The sequence below is a fragment of the Micromonospora humidisoli genome, assembly GCF_016900955.1.
Classification (GTDB): domain Bacteria; phylum Actinomycetota; class Actinomycetes; order Mycobacteriales; family Micromonosporaceae; genus Micromonospora; species Micromonospora wenchangensis.
In genome coordinates this window covers 1,206,387-1,227,257 of sequence record NZ_JAFEUO010000001.1, presented here as the reverse complement: position 1 = coordinate 1,227,257, position 20,871 = coordinate 1,206,387, and the positions used below count along the sequence as shown (strand labels likewise).

Here is a 20,871-nt window from a genome sequence, read left to right as displayed (position 1 = left end):
CGGTGTCGTCACTGCGCGATCCAGTCCCGTACCACCCCGGCGGTCGTGGCGACCTGCCCCTCCATCATGGTGAAGTGGTCGCCGGGCACCTCCCGGAGCGTGTGCGGGGTCTCCCAGGTGGCCCGCCACCCGTCGTCGTCCCCGCCGGCCACGATGGACTCCTGCGGCCGGACGAAGAGCACCGGCGTGTCGATCGCCTCCACCGGGCAGCTCTGCAACAGCCGGACGTAGCGGCCCATCGCCGACAGCCGGGCGCTGCTGAACTCGCCGAAGGTGGCCTCCCGGTCCAGCAGCGAGTCGAGCATGTGGGTGAAGAACGTCGCCGTGGTGCTGCCGGTGGTGAGGTAGGTGTCCAGCAGCACCACCCCGGCCGGGCCGTGCCCCTGCCGCTCCAGCTCACCGGCGGTGGCGTGGGCGAACAACCCGCCGGAGGAGTATCCGACGATCACGTACGGCCCCTGCTCGGCGATCGGACGGACCATCTCGGCGAAGACCCGTACCGCCGCGTCGGCGGAGGCGGGCAGGCTCTCGTCCCGGCCGAATCCGGGCACCGGCAGGGTCCATACGTCCCGGGTGCCGCCGAACTCGGCGGTGAACCGGGCGTACTGCTGGTCGCCGCCGAGGGCCATCGGCGACGGGAAGCAGATGATCGCCGGCCCCTGGTCGCCCCGGGCGAGCCGGCGCGGGGCGGGGACCTGCGGCAGGTCGGCCGGCCCGTCGAAGGTGGGCCGGATGTCGGCCACCGCGTACAGCAGGGACAGGCCCTGCTGCACCCGGCCGCTCTTGACGGCGGTGCGGAACAGCGCGCTCATCGTGTCGGCGGCGGCGTCGGGCGTGCCGGCCCGCTCCTCGGCCGGTGGCGCGGCCAGCTCGGTGCGCAGCAGCGCGGCGAGTTCGTCGACGCTGCCGTGGTCGAAGACCACCCCGGTGGCCAGCCGCAGTCCGGTCGCCTCGTTGAGCGCGGTGCGCAGCTCCATCGCGGTGAGCGAGTCGAAGCCCAGCTCGACGAAGCGCAGCGCCGGGTCGAGGTCGGCGGCGTCGCCGTGGCCGAGCACCGTCGCGGCGCGCGAGCGGACCAGGTCGGCCAGCAGCGCCTGCTGGCCGTCGGCGTCCAGCCCGCCGAGGGTACGCCGCAGCGCGGCCGGGTCGGGCCGGTTCGTTGCCGACGCGGCCCGCCGGGTCGGGGTGACCAGGGCCCGCAGGATCGCCGGCACCTCGTCGCCCGCCGGGGTGCCCAGGTCGGCCTTGACCGGGACGAGCACCGCCTCGGTGCGGGCCAGCGCCGCGTCCAGCAGAGCCAGCCCTTCGGTGGTGGACATCGGCAACACCCCACCCCGCGACATCCGGGCCCGGTCGGTGCCGCCGAGGTCGTCGGCCATCCCACCGCCGGCCCACGGCCCCCAGGCCAGGGACTGGGCGGGCAGTCCGGCGGCCCGCCGTGCCCCGGCCAGCGCGTCGAGGAAGGCGTTCGCCGCCGCGTAGTTGCCCTGCCCCGGGCCGCCCAGCACGCCGGCCGCCGAGGAGAACAGCACGAACGCGGTGAGGTCCGCGTCGCGGGTCAACTCGTGCAGGTGGGTGGCGGCGTCGACCTTGGGGCGCAGCACCGCGTCGAGGCGGTCCCGGGTCAGTGACGGGATGATCCCGTCGTCGAGCACCCCGGCGGCGTGCACCACCCCGGTCAGCGGGTGCCCGGCGGGCACCCCGGCGAGCAGTGCGGCGACCGCGTCCCGGTCGGCCAGGTCGCAGGCGGCCACGGTGACCTCCGCTCCCCGGGCGGTGAGGTCGTCGCGCAGCGCGGCCATCCCGTCGGCGTCCGGCCCACGCCGGCTGGCCAGCAGCAGGTGCCGCACCCCGTACGTGTCGACCAGGTGCCGGGCGACGAGCCCGCCGAGGGTGCCGGTGGCGCCGGTGAGCAGCACGGTCCCGCCGTCGGTGAAGGTGCTGCCGGGGGTGCCGTCGGGCGCGGCGGCGGGCACCAGCCGGGCGGCGTGGGCGACGCCTTCGCGGACGACGAGCTGCGGTTCGCCGCCGGCCAGCACCGCCGGGAGCGCCTGGGCCGACCCGTCGTGGTCGTCGAGGTCGACCAGGACGATCCGGCCCGGGTTCTCCGACTGGGCCGACCGGACCAGACCCCAGGCCGCCGCGGCGGCCGGTTCGGTGACCCGGGTGCCCTGCGCGCCGTGGGTGAGCACCAGCAGCCGGGACGACGCCAGCCGCTCGTCGGCGAGCCAGCCCTGGAGCAGGGTGAGCAGCTGCCCGGTGGTGTGCCGGGCACCGGCGGCGAGGTCCCGGGCGTCGGGTTGGACGCTGGCGACCAGCACCACGTCCGGTGCGGCCCTGCCCGCGTCCAGGGCTGCGGTGAGGGCCGTCAGGTCGGGGTGTGTTTCGGCGAGCAGGCCGACGGTGTCGAGCGCGGCGGCCACCTTGAACTCGTCGACGCCGACCAGCGCCCACCGGCCGGTGGCCGGGGTGGCGGGCAGCGGCACCGGGGTCCAGTCGACCCGGTAGAGGTGTTCCTGCCGGCTGGCGCGGGCGGCGGTGAGCTGACCCGCGTCGATCTCCCGCAGCACCAGCGAGTCGACCCGGGCGACGGGTGCGCCGTCCTGGTCGGTGAGGGTGAGGGCGACCTCGTCGGGGCCGGCAGGGGTGACGGTGACCCGCAGCGCGGCGGCACCGGTGGCGTGGACGGTGACCCCGGTCCAGGAGAACGGGACGCCGGGCCGGCCCTCGCCCCGGCTCAGCCCGACGGCGTGCAGGGCCGCGTCGAACAGGGCGGGGTGCAGGTGGAACCGGTCGGCGTCGAGCACGTCGGCGGGGAGCGCCACCTCGGCGTACACCTCGTCGCCGTGCCGCCAGGCGGTCCGCAGGCCCTGGAAGACCGGGCCGTAGACCAGTCCGGCGTCGGCCATCCGCTCGTAGATCCCGTCGACGTCGACGGGGGTGGCGGCGGCCGGCGGCCAGACGGTCGCCGGGGTGGCCGGTGGGTCGGCCGGGGCCGGGGTGAGCAGGCCGGTGGCGTGCCGGGTCCACGGCGCGTCCCGGTGCCGGGAGTAGACGGTGACCGGCCGGCCGCCGTCCTCGCCGGGCGCGCCGACGGCCACCTGCACCTGGACGCCGTCGTCGTCGGGGACGACCAGCGGCGCCTGGAGGGTGAGTTCGGCCAGCCGGCCGCAGCCGACCTGGTCCCCGGCCCGGACGGCGAGTTCGACGAGTCCGGTGCCGGGCAGCACGATCGTGTCGCCCAGCGCGTGCTCGGCCAGCCACGGGTGGGTACGCCGGGACAGCAGCCCGGTGGCGATCAGCCCGTCGGTGTCGGGCAGGGTGGTGACGGCCGACAGCAGCGGGTGCCCGGCGTCGAGCAGCCCGGCGGCGGTGACGTCCCGGTCCGCGCCGGTGTCCTGCATCCAGTAGTGCTGGTGCTGGAAGGCGTAGGTGGGCAGGTCGACGGTCCGGCCGCCGGGGTTGACCGCCGCCCAGTCGAGGTCGACGCCGGTGGTCCACGCCTGCGCCATCCCGGTGGCGTACGCCTCGACCTGTTCCCGGTCCCGGCGTTGCAGCGCGATGGTCACCATGTCGTCGAGGCTGTCGGCGACCATCGCGGTGAGCACACTGTCCGGCCCGATCTCGATGAACCGGGTGACTCCGCGTGCGGCGAGGGCGGTTACCGCGTCGGCGAACCGGACGGTGCCCCGCACCTGGCCCTGCCAGTATTCGACCGAGCCGAGTTCGTCGTCACCGGCCAGGTCACCGGTCGCGGTCGACACCAGCGGAATGCCCGCCGGGTTGGCGGTCACGCCGTCGACGACCTGCCCGTATTCGGCCAGCATCGGGTCCATCAGGTGCGAGTGGAACGCGTGCGACACCCGCAGTCGACGGGTCTTCACCGCAAGCGACGCCTCCAGCGCGCCGATCTGCTCCTCCGTGCCGGATACCACCACCGCGCGGGGGCCGTTCACCGCCGCCACGTCGATGTCACCGAGGTCCAGCTCGGCAAGCGGGGCGGCGATCGCCAGCATCGCCCCGCCCGCCGGAAGGGCCTGCATCAGACCACCACGCGCTGCCACGACCCGACAGGCATCGTCGAGGGACCAGACTCCGGCGACGTGCGCGGCGGCCAGCTCACCGATCGAATGACCCGCCACGAAATCCGGCTTCAACCCCCACGACTCCGCCAGCCGGAACAGGGCCACCTCGACCGCGAACAACGCCGGCTGCGTCCACCCCGTCTGATCCAACACACCATCCGGATCGGTAAACATCACCTCCCGCAGATCACCATCGAGCAGGGGCGCGAACGCCGCACACACCTCGTCCAACGCAGCCGCGAACACCGGGAACGCCGCCGCCAACTCACGACCCATCCCCACCCGCTGCGCACCCTGCCCGGTGAACACCACCGCCGTACGACCCGCAGTGACCCGACCCGACAGGCCGGCACCCGAGGTCAGCGCCTCCAGGGAGGAGGCCAGGTCGGCGGCCGTACCCCCGACGGCCACCGCCCGGTGATCCAGCGCCGCCCGACCGACGGCCAGCGAATGCCCGACGTCGACCGGCCGTTCGTCGGTGAGGAAGTCCCGCAGCCGGGTGGCCTGGGCGGTGAGGCCGGTGGTGGAGCGGCTGGCGAGCGGCCAGAGCACCACGGCCGGTGCCGGCGTCGGCTCGGGGGCCACGACGGGCTGCGGGTACTCCTCGACGATGACGTGGGCGTTGGTGCCGCTGATGCCGAACGACGACACCGCCGCCCGACGGGGGTGGCCGTTGGCGGGCCAGTCGACCGCCTCGGTGGCGAGCCGTACGTCGCCGGCGGACCAGTCCACGTGCGGGCTCGGCGCGTCCACGTGCAACGTGCGGGGCACCACCCCGTGCCGCATCGCCAGCACCATCTTCATCACCCCGGCGACACCCGCCGCCGCCTGCGTGTGACCCAGGTTCGACTTCACCGAACCCAACCAGAGCGGCTGCTCCCGATCCCGACCGTACGTCGCCAGAATCGCCTGCGCCTCGATCGGATCACCCAACGTGGTGCCCGTACCGTGCGCCTCCACCACGTCCACCTCGGCGGCCGACACCCGGGCGTTGGCGAGGGCCTGCCGGATCACCCGCTGCTGCGCCGGCCCGTTGGGGGCGGTCAGGCCGTTCGACGCGCCGTCCTGGTTCACCGCCGAGCCCCGGACGAGACCGAGGATGGTGTGTCCGTTCCGCCGGGCGTCGGAGAGGCGTTCGAGCACCAGCACGCCGACGCCCTCGGACCAGCCCGTCCCGTCAGCCGCCGCCGCGAACGGCTTGCACCGACCATCCGGCGCCAACCCCCGCTGCCGCGAGAACTCCACGAACGTCTCCGGCGTCGCCATCACCGTCACCCCACCGGCCAACGCCAGATCACACTCACCCGACCGCAACGCCTGACCCGCCAGGTGCATCGCCACCAACGACGACGAACAGGCGGTGTCCACGGTGACGGCGGGGCCTTCGAGGCCGAGGGTGTAGGCGATCCGCCCGGAGACGACGCTGCCGGCGCTGTGCCCGGTCACGTAGTCGTGGTACATCAGGCCGGCGAAGACACCGGTGGCGGAGCCGCGGACCGAGGAGGGGTCGATGCCGGCCCGCTCGAACGCCTCCCAGGAGACCTCCAACAGTTGCCGCTGCTGCGGGTCCATCAGCACGGCCTCGCGGGGCGAGATGCCGAAGAACGCCGGGTCGAAGCCGGCCGCGCCGGGCAGGAAGCCGCCCTGGTCGGCGTAGCTGGTGTCGGGGCGGGTGCTGGTCGGGTCGTAGAGCCGGGCCAGGTCCCAGCCCCGGTCGGTGGGGAAGCCGTCGATGGCGTCGACGCCGTCGGCGACGAGCCGCCACAGGTCCTCCGGGGAGGACACCCCGCCGGGGTAGCGGCAGGCCATCCCGACGATCGCCACCGGTTCGTCACCGAACGCCGTGGTGGCGCTGCGCCGTTCCTGCGGTACGTCGAGCGCGCCGCTCAGCTCGCCGTACAGGAACTCGGCGAGGGCCACCGGCGTCGGGTAGTCGAAGATCAGAGTGGCCGGGAGTCGCAGACCGGCCGCCGTGGAGAGCGCGTTGCGCAGCTCGACGGCGGTGAGCGAGTCGAAGCCGAGGCTCTGGAAGGTGCGGTCCGCCTCGACCGCGTCCGGGCCGGCGAGGCCGAGCACGGCGGCGACGTGGGTGTGCACCAGGTGCCGGACGGCACCGGCCCGCTCCTGCTCCGGCAGGCCGGCCAGCCAGTCGCCGCCCGCCCGGTCGACGGCGCTGGCGGCGGTGGCCGTGCGCCGGGTCGGCCCGGTCAGGGCGCGGAACACCGGGGGCAGCCGGTCGCCGAGGGTACGCAGTGTCGGCACGTCGAGCCGGGCCGGGACGAGGGTGGCCGGTCCGCCGGCGACGGCGGTGTCGAGCAGCGCCAGCCCGTCGGTGGTGGTCAGCGGCAGCACCCCGCCCCGGGACATCCGCTCCCGGTCGGCGTCGGCGAGCCGGTCGGTCATCGCCGAGCCCTCGCCCCACAGCCCCCACGCCAACGACACCGCCGGCAGCCCGGCAGCGCGGCGGGTGGCAGCGAGCGCGTCCAGGAACGCGTTCGCCGCCGCATAGTTGCCCTGCCCCGGCGCACCCAGCACCCCGGACAACGACGAGAACAACACGAACGCCGACAGCTCCCGACCCCGGGTCGCCTCGTCGAGCAGCCACGCCGCATCCACCTTGGGCCGCAGCACCGCCGAGACCCGGTCCGGGGTCAGCGACGACACCACGCCGTCGTCGAGCACACCGGCGGTGTGCACCACGGCCGACAGGTCCGGCACATCGGCCAGGACGGCGGTCAACTGGTCCCGGTCGGCCACGTCGCAGGCGACCAGGTCCACCCGCGCGCCAGCGGCAGTCAGCTCGGCGACGAGGTCGTCGGCACCGGCGGCGGCCGGGCCGCTGCGGGAGAGCAGCAGCAGCCTCGGCACGGCGTGCGCCGTCACCAGGTGCCGGGCCACGGCCGCGCCGAGGGCACCTGTCGCACCGGTGACCAGCACCGTGCCGGTGCCGTAGAGCGGGGCGTCCGACGGGGTCGCCGGGAGCGTCCGGCGGACGATCCGGGGCACCCGGACGACGCCGTCGCGGATCGACACCTGCGGGTCGCCGGCCGCCAGGGCCGCCGGCAGGGCGTCGTCGGGCCGGTCGGTGTCGGCGTCGACGAGCAGGATGCGGTCGGGGTTCTCCGCCTGCGCGGAACGCAGCAGCCCCCAGACCGCCGCGCCGGCCAGGTCGGTCACGTCGTCGCCGACGGCGTGGCGGGTGAGGACGACCAGCGGCGCGGGGTCGTCCCCGGCCAGCCAGCGCTGGGTGACCGCCAGCACCCGGTGCAGCTCGGCGTGCACGTCGGCGGTGCCGCCGGCCCGCAGCACCACCGCGTCGGCGGAGCCGCCGTCGGTCGGGGTGGCACCGACAGTGTCGGGGTGCCAGGTCCAGGTGGTGGCGGTCGGGATGACGGTGACCGGCTGCCAGTCCAGGCCGAACAGCGCGTCGGCGACACCGGTGCCGGCGGTGACCTGCACGGGGCGGAGCACCAGCGACCGTACGGTGGCCACGGGTGCGCCGACCGCGTCGGCGACGGCGATCCGGACCCCGCTGCCGGCCGGGGTGAGCCGGACCCGCAGGCTGGTCGCGCCGGTGGCGTGCAGCGTCACCCCCGACCAGGCGAACGGCAGCCCCCGGGGGGTGTCGCCGTCGGCGCGGGTGAGGACGTGCAGGCCGGCGTCGAACAGGGCCGGGTGCAGGCCGTAGCCGTCGCTCTCCGTACCGCCGGGGAGGTCGACCTCGGCGAAGAGTTCGTCACCGGCCCGCCAGGCACGGCGCAGGCCCTGGAAGACCGGGCCGTAGTCGAGGCCGCCGGTGGCGAGGTCGTCGTAGAGGCCGACCAGCGGCAGCGGCTCGGCGTCGGCGGGGGGCCACGCGGTGAGCGCGACACCCGGGGTGTCCCCGGCGGTGAGGACGCCGGTGGCGTGCCGGGTCCACGGGACGTCGTCGCGTTCCCGGGAGTGCACCAGGACGGCCCGACGGCCGGTCGGGTCGGGCGGCTCCACGGCGACCTGCACCTCGACGCTGCCGGCGGCGGGGACGACGAGCGGCGCGTGCAGGGTCAGTTCGTCGAGCAGGCCGACGCCGACCTGGTCGCCGGCGTGGATGGCGAGTTCGACCAGGCCGGTGCCGGGGAACACGACGGTCCCGCCGACGGCGTGGTCGGCGAGCCACGGGTGGGTGTGCAGCGACCACCTGCCGGTGAAGACGACGCCGTCGGTGTTGGCCAGCGGCACGGTGGCGTCGAGCAGCGGGTGGGTGGCGGCGAGCAGCCCGGCGCCGACGAGGGCCGGGTCGTAGAGCCAGTAGTGCTGGCGTTGGAAGGCGTAGGTGGGCAGGTCGACCTGCCGGGCGCCGGGGTGGATGGCGGCCCAGTCGAGGTCGACGCCGGTGGTCCACGCCTGCGCCATCCCGGTGGTGTACGCGGTGACCTGCTCCCGGTCCCGGCGCTGCAACGCGATGGTCACCGCGTCGCCGACGCTGTCGGCGACCATGGCGGTGAGGACGCTGTCCGGCCCGATCTCGACGAACCGGGTCACCCCCCGCGCGGCGAGGGCGGCGACGGCGTCGGCGAACCGCACCGTGCCCCGCACCTGACCCTGCCAGTATCCGACCGAACCCAACTCGTCGTCGGTGGCGAGGCCGCCGGTCGCGGTGGACACCAGCGGGATGCCCGCCGGGTTGGCGGTGACCCCTTCGACGACCTGCCCGTACCCGGCGAGCATCGGGTCCATCAGGTGCGAGTGGAACGCGTGCGACACCCGCAACCGACGGGTCTTCACCTCGAGGGAGGCTTCCAGCGCCGCGATCTGCTCCTCGGTCCCCGACACCACCACCGCACGGGGACCGTTCACCGCCGCCACGTCGATGTCGCCCAGGTCCAACTCGGCCAACGGGGCGGCGATCGCCAGCATCGCCCCACCCGCCGGAAGGGCCTGCATCAAGCCACCCCGGGCCGCCACCACGCGGCACGCGTCCTCCAGGGACCACACCCCGGCGACGTGGGCGGCGGCCAGCTCACCGATGGAGTGCCCGGCCACGAAGTCAGGCTTCAACCCCCACGACTCGGCCAGGCGGAACAGGGCCACCTCGACCGCGAACAGAGCGGGCTGCGTCCAGCCCGTCTGGTCCAGGACACCGTCCGGGTCGGCGAACATCACCTCCCGCAGATCACCACCGTCCAGCAGGGGCGCGAACGTGGCACACACCTCGTCCAGGGCAGCGGCGAACACCGGGTACGCCGCCGCGAGGTCACGGCCCATGCCGACCCGCTGCGCGCCCTGACCGGTGAACACCACCGCCGTACGACCGGTGGTCAGGTGGCCGTGCACGCCCTGGCCGGCGGCGAGGGCGCGGAGACCGGCGACGCCGTCACCGACGGCCACCCCCCGGTGCTCCAGGGCCGCCCGGCCGGTGCCGAGGGTCAACGCCACGTCGGCGGGGTCCAGGTCGGCGTCGGCGAGGAAGTCGGCGAGACGGGCAGCCTGGGCGGCGAGGCCGCTGGCCGACCGGCCGGAGACCGGCCACAGCGGCACCGGCGTCGGGGCCGGCGGCGCGGGCGGCGCGGTTTCGGGGGCCTGTTCCAGGATCAGGTGGGCGTTGGTGCCGCTGATGCCGAACGACGACACCGCCGCCCGACGCGGCCGGTCCAGCTCCGGCCAGCTCACCTCGTCGGTGGCGAGCCGTACGTCGCCGGCGGACCAGTCCACGTGCGGGCTCGGCGCGTCCACGTGCAACGTACGCGGCACCACCCCGTGCCGCATCGCCAACACCATCTTCATCACCCCCGCCACACCAGCCGCCGCCTGCGTGTGACCCAGGTTCGACTTCACCGAACCCAACCACAACGGCCGCTCCCGATCCCGACCGTACGTCGCCAGAATCGCCTGCGCCTCGATCGGATCACCCAACGTGGTGCCCGTACCGTGCGCCTCCACCACGTCCACCTCAGCCGCCGACACCCCGGCGTTCGCCAGGGCCTGCCGGATCACCCGCTGCTGCGAGGGACCGTTCGGCGCGGTCAGCCCGTTCGACGCGCCGTCCTGGTTCACCGCCGAACCGCGAACCACGCCCAGCACCCGGTGCCCGTTGCGCACCGCGTCGGACAACCGCTCCAACACCAGCACGCCGACGCCCTCGGACCACCCCGTCCCGTCAGCCGCCGCCGCGAACGGCTTACACCGACCATCAGGCGCCAACCCCCGCTGCCGCGAAAACTCCACGAACGTCTCCGGCGTCGCCATCACCGTCACCCCACCGGCCAACGCCAGATCACACTCACCCGACCGCAACGCCTGACCCGCCAGATGCATCGCCACCAACGACGACGAACACGCCGTGTCGACCGACACCGCCGGCCCCTCCAGCCCGAGCGTGTACGCCACCCGACCGGTGACGACACTGCCGGCGCTGTGCCCGGAGACGTAGTCGTGGTACATGACCCCGGCGAACACGCCGGTGGACGAGCCGCGCAGCGTGCCCGGGTCGATGCCGGCCCGCTCGAACGCCTCCCACGACACCTCCAGCAGCAACCGCTGCTGCGGGTCCATGATCACCGCTTCGCGGGGGGAGATGCCGAAGAAGACCGGGTCGAACTCGGCGGCGTCGGTGAGGAAACCACCCCTGTCCACGTACGTGGTGTCGGGGCGGGTGCTGGTCGGGTCGTAGAGCCGGGCCAGGTCCCAGCCCCGGTCGGTGGGGAAACCGTCGATGGCGTCCGCGCCGTCGGCGATCAGCCGCCACAGGTCCTCGGGCGAGGTGACGCCGCCGGGGTAGCGGCAGGCCATCCCGACGATCGCCAGCGGCTCGTCCTCGGCGACGGTCGTGGCGACCTTCCGGACGGCGTCGACGCCGTCCGGGCCGGCGATCTCGCTGAGCAGGTGCCGGGCCAGGTCACGCGGCGACGGGTAGTCGAAGATCAGGGTGGCGGGCAGCCGCAGGCCGGTGGCGGCGGAGAGCCCGTTGCGCAGCTCGACGGCGGTGAGCGAGTCGAAGCCCAGTTCCTGGAACGCCCGGCCGGCGTCGATGCGTTCGGCGGAGGCGTGCCCGAGCACCGCCGCCACCTGGCTGAGGACCAGGGCGGTCGCGGCGCGTTCGCGTTCCTCGGCGGACAGCGCGGTGAGGTCCGCCGCCCACCCGGTGGCGACGCCGGCGGCGGCACGGGCGGCCGTCCGCCGGGCCGGGCGGACCAGGCCGTGGAACGGCAACGGCAGGTCCTCGCCGAGGGTACGCAGGGCGGCCAGGTCGAGCCGGGCCGGCACCGCGGTCGGGTACGGGTTGGCCACGGCGGTGTCGAGCAGGGCCAGCCCGTCGGCGGTGGTCAGCGGCAGCACCCCGCCCCGGGACATCCGCTCCCGGTCGGCGTCGCCGAGCCGGTCGGTCATCGCCGAACCCTCACCCCACAGCCCCCACGCCAACGACACCGCCGGCAGCCCGGCAGCGCGACGGGTGGTGGCAAGCGCGTCCAGGAACGCGTTCGCCGCCGCGTAGTTGCCCTGCCCCGGCGCACCCAGCACCCCGGACAACGACGAGAACAACACGAACGCCGACAGCTCCCGACCCCGGGTCGCCTCGTCGAGCAGCCACGCCGCATCCACCTTGGGCCGCAGCACCGCCGAGACCCGGTCCGGGGTCAGCGACGACACCACGCCGTCGTCGAGCACACCTGCGGTGTGCACCACCGCCGACAGGTCCGACACACCGGCCAACACGGCGGTCAACTCATCCCGGTCAGCCACGTCGCAGGCGACCAACTCGACCCGCGCGCCGGCCGCGGTCAGCTCGGCGACCAGGTCGTCGGCCCCCTGCGCGGCGGGACCCCGGCGGGACACCAGCAGCAGCCGGGTCACCCCGTGCGTGGTCACCAGGTGCCGGGCCACGGCCGCGCCGAGGGCACCTGTCGCACCGGTGACCAGCACCGTGCCGCTGCCGTAGAGCGGGGCGTCCGGGGTGGACGGTTCGACGACCTGACGGGTGAGCCGGGGCACCGAGACCACGCCGTCGCGGACCCGTACCTGTGGCTCGCCGGTGGCCAGGGCCAGCGCGAGCGTCCCGGCCACGTCCGCGTCCGGGTCGGTGTCGACCAGCAGCAGCCGGTCGGGGTTCTCGGCCTGCGCCGAGCGGAGCAGCCCCCAGACGGCCGCCCCGGTCAGGTCGGTCCCGTCGCCGCCGACGGCACGCCGGGTGAGCACCACGAGCCGGTGGGTGTCGGGGCCGGCCAGCCACTCCTGCACCAGGCCGAGGACCCGGTTCACCTCGTCGTGCACTGCTTGCGGACCGGTGACGTCCCCGGCGCTGCCGGCGGTCAGCACCAGCAGGTCCACGTCGGGGGTGGCCGGCGCGGTGCCGGTGGCCGGGTGGTGGGCCCAGGCGGGGACGACCGTGCCGGTGAGGGTGCCGATCTCCGGCCAGGTCAGGTCGAACAGCGCGTCGGCGACCCCGCCGGGGCGGGTCGCCTGGACGGGGCGCAGCACCAGCGAGTCGACGGTGGCGACGGGTGCGCCGACCGCGTCGGCGACCGCGATCCGGACCCCGGAGCCGACCGGGGTGAGCCGGACCCGGACACCGGCCGCGCCGGTGGCGTGCAGGGTGAGGCCGGTCCAGGCGAACGGGAGTCCCCGGAAGGTGTCCCCGTCGGCGAGGCCGAGGGCGTGCAGGCCGGCGTCGAGCACGGCGGGGTGCAGGCCGAACCCGTCGGCGTCCACCCCCTCCGGCAGGGTGACCTCGGCAAAGAACTCGTCGCCGCGCCGCCAGACCCGGCGCAGGCCCCGGAACACCGGGCCGTAGCCGAGGCCGCCGGCCGCCAGGTGCTGGTAGAGGTCGTCGATGGGCACCGGTTCGGCGTCGGCCGGCGGCCACTGCGTGAGCGCGGTCCCGGTGGTACGCGGCCCGGGGGCGAGCACCCCGCTGGCGTACCGGGTCCACGGGGCGTCGGTGTCGGCGCTGCGGGCGTACACCTGGAGGGTGCGGGTGTGGTCGGTGCCGGCGGGGCCGACGACGACCTGGAGCTGGACGCCGCCGTGTTCGGGCAGGACCAGCGGGGCTTCGATGGTCAACTCGTCGACGGTCTCGACGCCGACCTGCGCCCCGGCGTGCAGGGCGAGGTCGACGTAGCCGGTGCCGGGGAAGACCACCGCGCCGCCGACGGCGTGGTCGGCGAGCCACGGGTGCCGGTCGAGGGAGAGCCGGCCGGTGAGGACGGCCCCGTCGGCGTTGGCGAGGGTGACGGCCGCGCCGAGCAGCGGATGGTCGGCGGAGTCCAGGCCCATCGCGGTGGCGTCACCGGGGTCGGCCGGGGCGTCCAGCCAGAACCGCTGGTGCTGGAAGGCGTAGGTGGGCAGGTCGACGGTCCGGCCGCCGGGGTTGACCGCCGCCCAGTCGAGGTCGACGCCGTTGATCCACGCCTGCGCCATCCCGGCGGCGTACGCGGTGACCTGTTCCCGGTCCCGCCGCTGCAACGCGACGGTCACCGCGTCGTCGACGCAGTTGGCGACCATCGCGGTGAGCACACTGTCCGGCCCGATCTCGATGAACCGGGTCACCCCACGGGCCGCGAGAGCCGCCACCGCGTCGGCGAACCGGACGGTCCCCCGCACCTGACCCTGCCAATACCCGACCGAACCCAACTCGGCATCGGTGGCGAGATCACCAGTCGCGGTCGACACCAGCGGGATACCCGCCGGGCTCGCCGTCACGCCGTCTACGACCCGCCCGTACTCGGCCAGCATCGGGTCCATCAGATGCGAGTGGAACGCATGCGACACCCGCAGTCGACGGGTCTTCACCGCAAGGGAGGCTTCCAGCGCGCCGATCTGCTCCTCCGTGCCGGACACCACCACCGCGCGGGGGCCGTTCACCGCCGCCACGTCGATGTCACCGAGGTCCAGCTCGGCAAGCGGGGCGGCGATCGCCAGCATCGCCCCGCCCGCCGGGAGGGCCTGCATCAGACCACCACGCGCTGCCACGACCCGACAGGCATCGTCGAGGGACCAGACTCCGGCGACGTGCGCGGCAGCCAACTCACCGATCGAATGACCCGCCACGAAATCCGGCTTCAACCCCCACGACTCCGCCAGCCGGAACAGGGCCACCTCGACCGCGAACAACGCCGGCTGCGTCCACCCCGTCTGATCCAACACACCATCCGGATCGGTGAACATCACCTCCCGCAGATCACCATCCAACAACGGCCCGAACGCCGCACACACCTCGTCCAGAGCGGTAGCGAACACCGGGAACGCCGCCGCCAACTCACGACCCATCCCCACCCGCTGCGCACCCTGCCCGGTGAACACCACCGCCGTGCGACCGGAGGTCACCCGACCCGACACACCACCGCCGGCGGCCAGGGCCTCCAGACCGGCCACGTCGTCGCCGAGCACCACACCCCGGTACGCGCCGGCGGCCCGGGTGGTGCCCAGCGAGAACCCGACGTCGACCGGCCGTTCGTCGGTGAGGAACTCCCGCAGCCGGGCGGCCTGCCCGGCCAGCGCCGCCGCCGACCGGCCGGACAGCGGCCAGAGCACCACCGGCGGCTCGGCGGTCCCGGCCGACTCGACGACCTCAACGGGGGGAGCCTGCTCCAGGATCACGTGCCCGTTGGTGCCGCTCACCCCGAACGACGACACCCCGCCCCGGCGCGGCTGGCCGTGGTCGGGCCACTGCCGCGCCTCGGTCAGCAGCTGCACCGTGCCGGCGGACCAGTCGACGTGGGTGGACGGCTCCCCCACGTGCAGGCTCTTGGGCAGGACGCCGTTGTGCAGCGCCATCACCATCTTGATCACGCCGCTGACGGCGGCGGCGGCCTGGGCGTGGCCGATGTTCGACTTGACCGAGCCGAGCCAGAGCGGCCGGTCCGCCGGCCGGTCCCGCCCGTACGTGGCGATCAGCGCCTCCGCCTCGATCGGGTCACCGAGGGTGGTGCCGGTGCCGTGCGCCTCGATCAGGTCGACGTCGCCGGAGGTGAGGCCGGCGTTGGCGAGCGCCTGGAGGATGACCCGCTGCTGGGCCACCCCGTTGGGGGCGGTGAGCCCGTTGGACGCGCCGTCCTGATTGATCGCGGAACCCCGGATGACGGCGAGCACCCGGTGGCCGTTGCGCTGGGCGTCGGAGAGTCGTTCCAGCAGCAGCATGCCGACGCCCTCACCCCAGCCGGTGCCGTCGGCGTCGTCGGAGAACGGCTTGCAGCGGCCGTCGGAGGCGAGCCCCCGCTGCCGGCTGAACGCGACGAACGCGCCGGGCGTCGACATGACGGTGACGCCACCGGCCAGCGCCAGCCCGCACTCCCGTTGCCGCAGCGCGTGCGCGGCGAGGTGCAGCGCGACGAGCGACGACGAGCAGGCGGTGTTGACGGTGACGGCCGGCCCCTCGAACCCGAGGCTGTACGCGACCCGGCCGGAGATGACCGCCCCGGAGCTGCCGGTGCTCATGTACGCCTCGACCGGCTCGGGCAGCACGGTGAGCCGGTCCCAGTAGTCCTGGCCGCCGCAGCCGACGAAGACGCCGACCGGGCCGCCGCGCAACGTGTCGGGGTTGATGCCGGCCCGTTCGCACGCCTCCCAGCTCGTCTCCAGCACCAGCCGCTGCTGCGGGTCCATGGCCAACGCCTCGCGGGGAGAGATGCCGAAGAACTCGGCGTCGAACTCGTCGGCGTCGTGGACGAACCCGCCCTGTTGGACGTAGCTGCTGCCGGCGGCGTCCGGGTCGGCGTCGTAGAGGGCGGCGGTATCCCAGCCCCGGTCGGTGGGGAACTCGCCGATGGCGTCGACACCGTCGGCGACCAGCCGCCACAGGTCCTCGGGCGAGTTGACCCCGCCCGGGTAGCGGCAGGCCATGCCGACGATCGCGATCGGGTCCTGCTCCTGCGACTCGACCTCGCGCAGCCGCTCCCGGGTGCGGTGCAGATCGGCGGTGACCCGCTTCAGGTACTCGAGGAGCTTCTCTTCGTTCGCCATCCGAACCTCACCAAACTCGTTGCCAGCGGGACACGTTGCTCCGGGAGCGCGGTGGCGGCTCAGGTCATGCCGAGTTCCTTGTCGATCAGGTCGAACACGTCGTCCGCGGAGGCCGTCTCCAGCCGGTCGACGAGGGTGGTGCCGGTGGTGGTGCTGAGCGTCTCGTTGAGCTTCGCCAGCAGCGACTGGAGCCGGGCGGTGACCCGGTTGCGTTCGATCTCCTCCGGCGTCAGGCCGGCCACGGTGACCTCCAGGCGGTCCAGTTCGGCCAGCAGGCCGCCGGCGGTGTCGCCGGTGTAGCCGAGTTCGGCCCGGAGCTGGTCGGCCAGGGCGGTCGGGTTGGGGTGGTCGAACACCAGGGTGGCGGAGAGCCGTACGCCGGTGGCGGCGCTGAGCCGGTTGCGCAGCTCGACGGCGGTCACCGAGTCCATGCCGAGTTCCTTGAAAGCCCGCTGCGGTTCGACCAGGTCGGCGTCGCCGTAGCCGAGGACGGCGGCCACGTTGGTGCGGACGGTCTCCAGCAGCAGGGCGCGCTGTTCGGCCTCGGGCAGCGTGCCGAGCCGGTCGGCGAGCGCCGACGACGCCCCCGCCTCGGTGGTCTCGGCGGCCTCCGGTGCGGCGTCGGGCAGCTCGGCCAGCAGCGGCCGGGGCCGGGAAAGGGTGTAGATGGGAGCGAACCGGGCCCAGTCGATGTCGGCGACGACAAGGTGGCTCTCGTCGTGGTCGAGGGCCTGTCCGAGCGCATCGACGGCGAGTCGGGGGTCCATCACGCCGACGCCGAGCCGGTCGAGGTGCGCGCCGACCTCGCCGCCGGCCATGCCACCGCCGCCGCCCCAGCTACCCCAGGCGACCGAGGTGGCGACCGCGCCCCGAATGCGCCGCCGGTGCGCCAACGCGTCCAGGTACGCGTTCGCGGTCGCGTACCCGGCCTGCCCGGCGCTGCCCCACACCGCAGCGCCTGAGGAGAACACCACGAACGCGTCCAACGGCCGGTCGGCGGTCAACTCGTCGAGGTGCACCGCGCCGAGCACCTTCGCCCGGCACACGTCGGCGAAGTCGTCCAGGCCGGTCTGCCCCAACGGCACCTCGGGGTGCAGCACCCCGGCGGCGTGGAACACGGCGGTCAGCTCGTCACCGAGGTCGGCCAGCAGCGCGGCGACCGCGTCCCGGTCGGCCACGTCGAGGGCGACGACCTCGACCTCCGGGTGCCGGGCCGTCAGCTCGGCCGCGCCCGGGGCGTCCGGGCCGCGCCGGCTCGCCAGCACCACCCGCTGCGCGCCGTTGCCGACCAGCCATTCGGTGACGTGCCCGCCGACCCCGCCGGTGCCGCCGGTGACCAGGACGGTGCCGGCGGGTCGCCAACGCCGCTCGGGCGCCCCGGTCACCGGACGGCGGACCATCCGGCGGGCCAGCGTGCCGGCCGCCCGCAGCGCCACCTGGTCCTCGCCGCCGCCGGTCAGCACGTCGGCCAGCCGGTCGACGGTCTGCGGCGTCCACTCGGCGGGCAGGTCGACCAGGCCGCCCCACCAGCCGGGGTAGTCGAGGGAGAGCACCGTGCCCAGGCCCCACAGGGCGCCCTGGGCCGGGTCGGCGACCGGCTCGAACCGGTCCACCCCGACCCCACCGGCGGTGACGCACCAGAGCCGGCCGCTGAAGTCGGACGCGGCCAGCGCGTGCACCAGCGACACGGTGGCGGTGATCCCGGCGGACAGGCCGACACCCAGCGGGTCGGGGCCGTCGTCCAGGGCGAGCAGGGACAGCACCCCGGCGGGGGCCTCCCGGCCGGCGTGGTCGGTGCCGGTGACGGTGACCACCTCGGCGCCCCGGGCGGTCAGGCCGTCGGCGAGCGTACGCAGCCGCTCGTCGTCGGCCAGCGCCGCCGGGGCGACCACCCACCACACGCCGGTGAGCTGCCCGCCGGTGGGCACCTCGGTCGGCCGCCACACCACCCGGTACCGCCAACCGTCCACGGTGGCGACGTCACGCTGCCGGGACCGCCACGACGTCAGGCCGGGCAGCACCTCCCCGACCAGTGCGCTGTCGACGCCGAGCCCGTCGGCGAGCAGGTCGACGTCGGCGCGTTCCACGGCGTCCCAGAACCCGGCGTCGGTGCCGCCGGAAACCGGGGCGGCGACGGTCGGCGCGATCCAGTAACGCTCGTGCTGGAAGGCGTACGTGGGCAGGTCGGCCCGGCGGGTGCCGGGCAGGGCGGCGGCCCAGTCCACGTCGACGCCCCGCACGTACAGCTCGGCCAGGGAGGTGAGCAGCCGGTCCAGGCCGCCGTCGTCGCGGCGCAGGGTGCCGGTGACCACCGTCGGCCGATCCGCCGACTCCAGCGTCTCCTGCATCCCCATGCCGAGCACCGGGTGCGGGCTGACCTCCACGAACCCGGTCCAGCCCTGCCCGGCGAGAGAGCGGATCGCCGGGTCGAACCGGACCGTGTTGCGGAGGTTGTCGTACCAGTAGCGGGCGTCGAGGGTGGCGGTGTCCACCCAGTCGCCGGTGACGGTGGAGAGCATCCGGATCGTCCCGGTCTTCGGGTTGATCGGGGCCAGGTCCTCCAGCAGCCGGTGTTCCAGCAGCTCCACCTGCGCGGAGTGCGAGGCGTAGTCGACGGCGACCTGCTTGACCCGCACCCCCTCCTCGCTCAGCTCGGCGATGAGTTCGCGCAGCGCCTCCGGGGTGCCGGAGACCACCACCGAACCGGCACCGTTGACCACGGCGAGGGAGATGTCGCCCGCCCACCTGGCGATCCGCTCCTGCGCCCGGTCGGCCGGCAGCCCGACCGAGACCATGCCGCCCCGGCCGGCCAGCTTCTCGCCGATGGCCCGGCTGCGCAGGGTCACCACCCGCGCCCCGTCGGCCAGGGAGAGCCCGCCGGCCACACAGGCGGCGGCGATCTCACCCTGCGAGTGGCCGACCACCGCGTCGGGTTCGACGCCGTAGCTGCGCCAGGTGGCGGCGAGGGAGACCATCATCGCCCACAGGGCGGGCTGGACGACGTCCACCCATTCCAGGGAGGGTGCGCCGGGCACCCCCCGGACCACGTCGAGCAGGTCCCAGTCGACGTAGGCGCGCAGCTCGGTGGCGCAGCGGCCCATCTGCTCGGCGAACACCGACGAGGAGTCCAGCAGCGCGGCGGCCATGCCGACCCACTGGGCGCCCTGGCCGGGGAAGACGAAGACGACCCGACCGGCGGCGTCGGCGGTGCCGGTGACCGAGGTGGCGGCGGGCAGCCCGTCGGCGACCGCGCCGAGCGCCGTCCGCAGGTCCGGCAGGTCGCCGCCGAGCACCACGGCCCGATGGTCGAGCCGCGCCCGGCCGGCCAGCGTCCGCCCCACGGCGGCCGGGTCGGCAGGTACGGCGTCCAGGTGCGACAGCAGCCGCCGCGCCTGGGCCCGCAGCGCCCGGTCGGTGTGCCCGGAGAGCACCCACGGCAGCACCGCCGGGGTGGCCGGCTGCTCGTCCTCCTCGGCCGGGGCCACCTCTTCGAGCACGACGTGGGCGTTGGTGCCGCTGATGCCGAAGGAGGAGACCGCACAGCGGCGGACCCGGCCGGTCTGCGGCCACTCCACCGGCTCGGTGAGCAGCTTGACCGTGCCGGGCGACCAGTCGATCTCGCCGCTGGGCTCGTCGACGTGCAGGGTACGGGGCAGCACCCCGTGCCGCATCGCCTGCACCATCTTGATCACCCCGCCGACCCCGGCGGCGGCCTGCGAGTGGCCGATGTTGGACTTCAGCGAGCCGAGCCACAGTGGCCGGTCGGCGGGCCGGTCCCGGCCGTACGTGGCGAACAGCGCCTGCGCCTCGATCGGGTCGCCGAGCCGGGTGCCGGTGCCGTGCGCCTCGACCGCGTCGATCTCCTGCCCGGCGAGCCGGGCGTTGGCCAACGCGGCCCGGATGACCCGACGCTGGGAGGGGCCGTTGGGGGCGGTGAGGCCGTTGGACGCGCCGTCCTGGTTGATCGCGGAGCCCCGGATGACGGCGAGCACCGGGTGGCCGTTGCGGCGGGCGTCGGAGAGCCGCTCCAGCACCAGCGACCCGGCGCCCTCGGCCCAGCCGGTGCCGTCGGCGGCGGCGGCGAACGACTTGCACCGACCGTCGAAGGACAGCGCCCGCTGCCGGGAGAACTCGACGAACGCGTCGGGGGTGCCGATCACGGTGACCCCACCGGCGACGGCGAGCGACGACTCCCCGGAGCGCAGCGACTGGCAGGCCCAGTGCAGGGCGACCAGCGACGACGAGCAGCCGGTGTCGACGGTGACCGCCGGCCCCTCCAGCCCGAGGGTGTACGACAGCCGGCCGGACACGATACTGCCGGCGCCCCAGCTGTTCGGGTAGTCGTGGTAGACGACGCCGGTGAACACGGCGGTGGGGCTGCCCTTGAGCGACAACGGGTCGATGCCGGCCCGCTCCAACGCCTCCCAGGACGTCTCCAGGAACAGCCGCTGCTGCGGGTCCATCTCGGCGGCCTCGCGGGGTGAGATGCCGAAGAAGGTGGGGTCGAAGGCGGGGGCGTCGTAGAGGAAGCCGCCGTCGCGGGTGTAGCTGGTGCCGGGGTGGTCCGGGTCCGGGTCGTAGAGCCGGTCGAGGTCCCAGCCCCGGTCGGTGGGCATGCCGGAGATCGCGTCGGTGCCGGCCGCGACGAGGTCCCACAGGGCCTCGGGCGAGTCGACGCCGCCGGGGTAGCGGCAGCCCATGCCGACGATGGCGATCGGTTCGGCGGCGCGCTCCTCGATGTCGCGGAGCCGCTCGCTGGTCTCGTGCAGGTCGGCCGTGACCCGCCGCAGGTAGTCACGAAGCTTCTGTTCGTTGGACATCAGGAACCCATTCCCGGACGGCGCCGACGGAG

At 74.7% G+C, this 20,871-nt stretch carries 2 protein-coding genes; both read right to left on the bottom strand.

All coding sequences use genetic code 11. From position 1 onward, the window contains the following. Positions 1-8: 8 nt before the first annotated feature. Positions 9-16,019 carry a type I polyketide synthase gene (locus JQN84_RS05275; RefSeq protein WP_204957226.1) on the bottom strand — a complete coding sequence of 5,337 codons (16,011 nt, stop codon included), beginning with the start codon at positions 16,017-16,019 and terminating at the stop codon, positions 9-11. Positions 16,020-16,078: 59 nt separating this feature from the next. Continuing rightward, positions 16,079-20,842: a type I polyketide synthase gene (locus tag JQN84_RS05270; RefSeq protein WP_443673886.1), complete on the bottom strand. Its 4,764-nt coding sequence runs from the start codon at positions 20,840-20,842 to the stop codon at positions 16,079-16,081. Positions 20,843-20,871 lie beyond the last annotated feature (29 nt).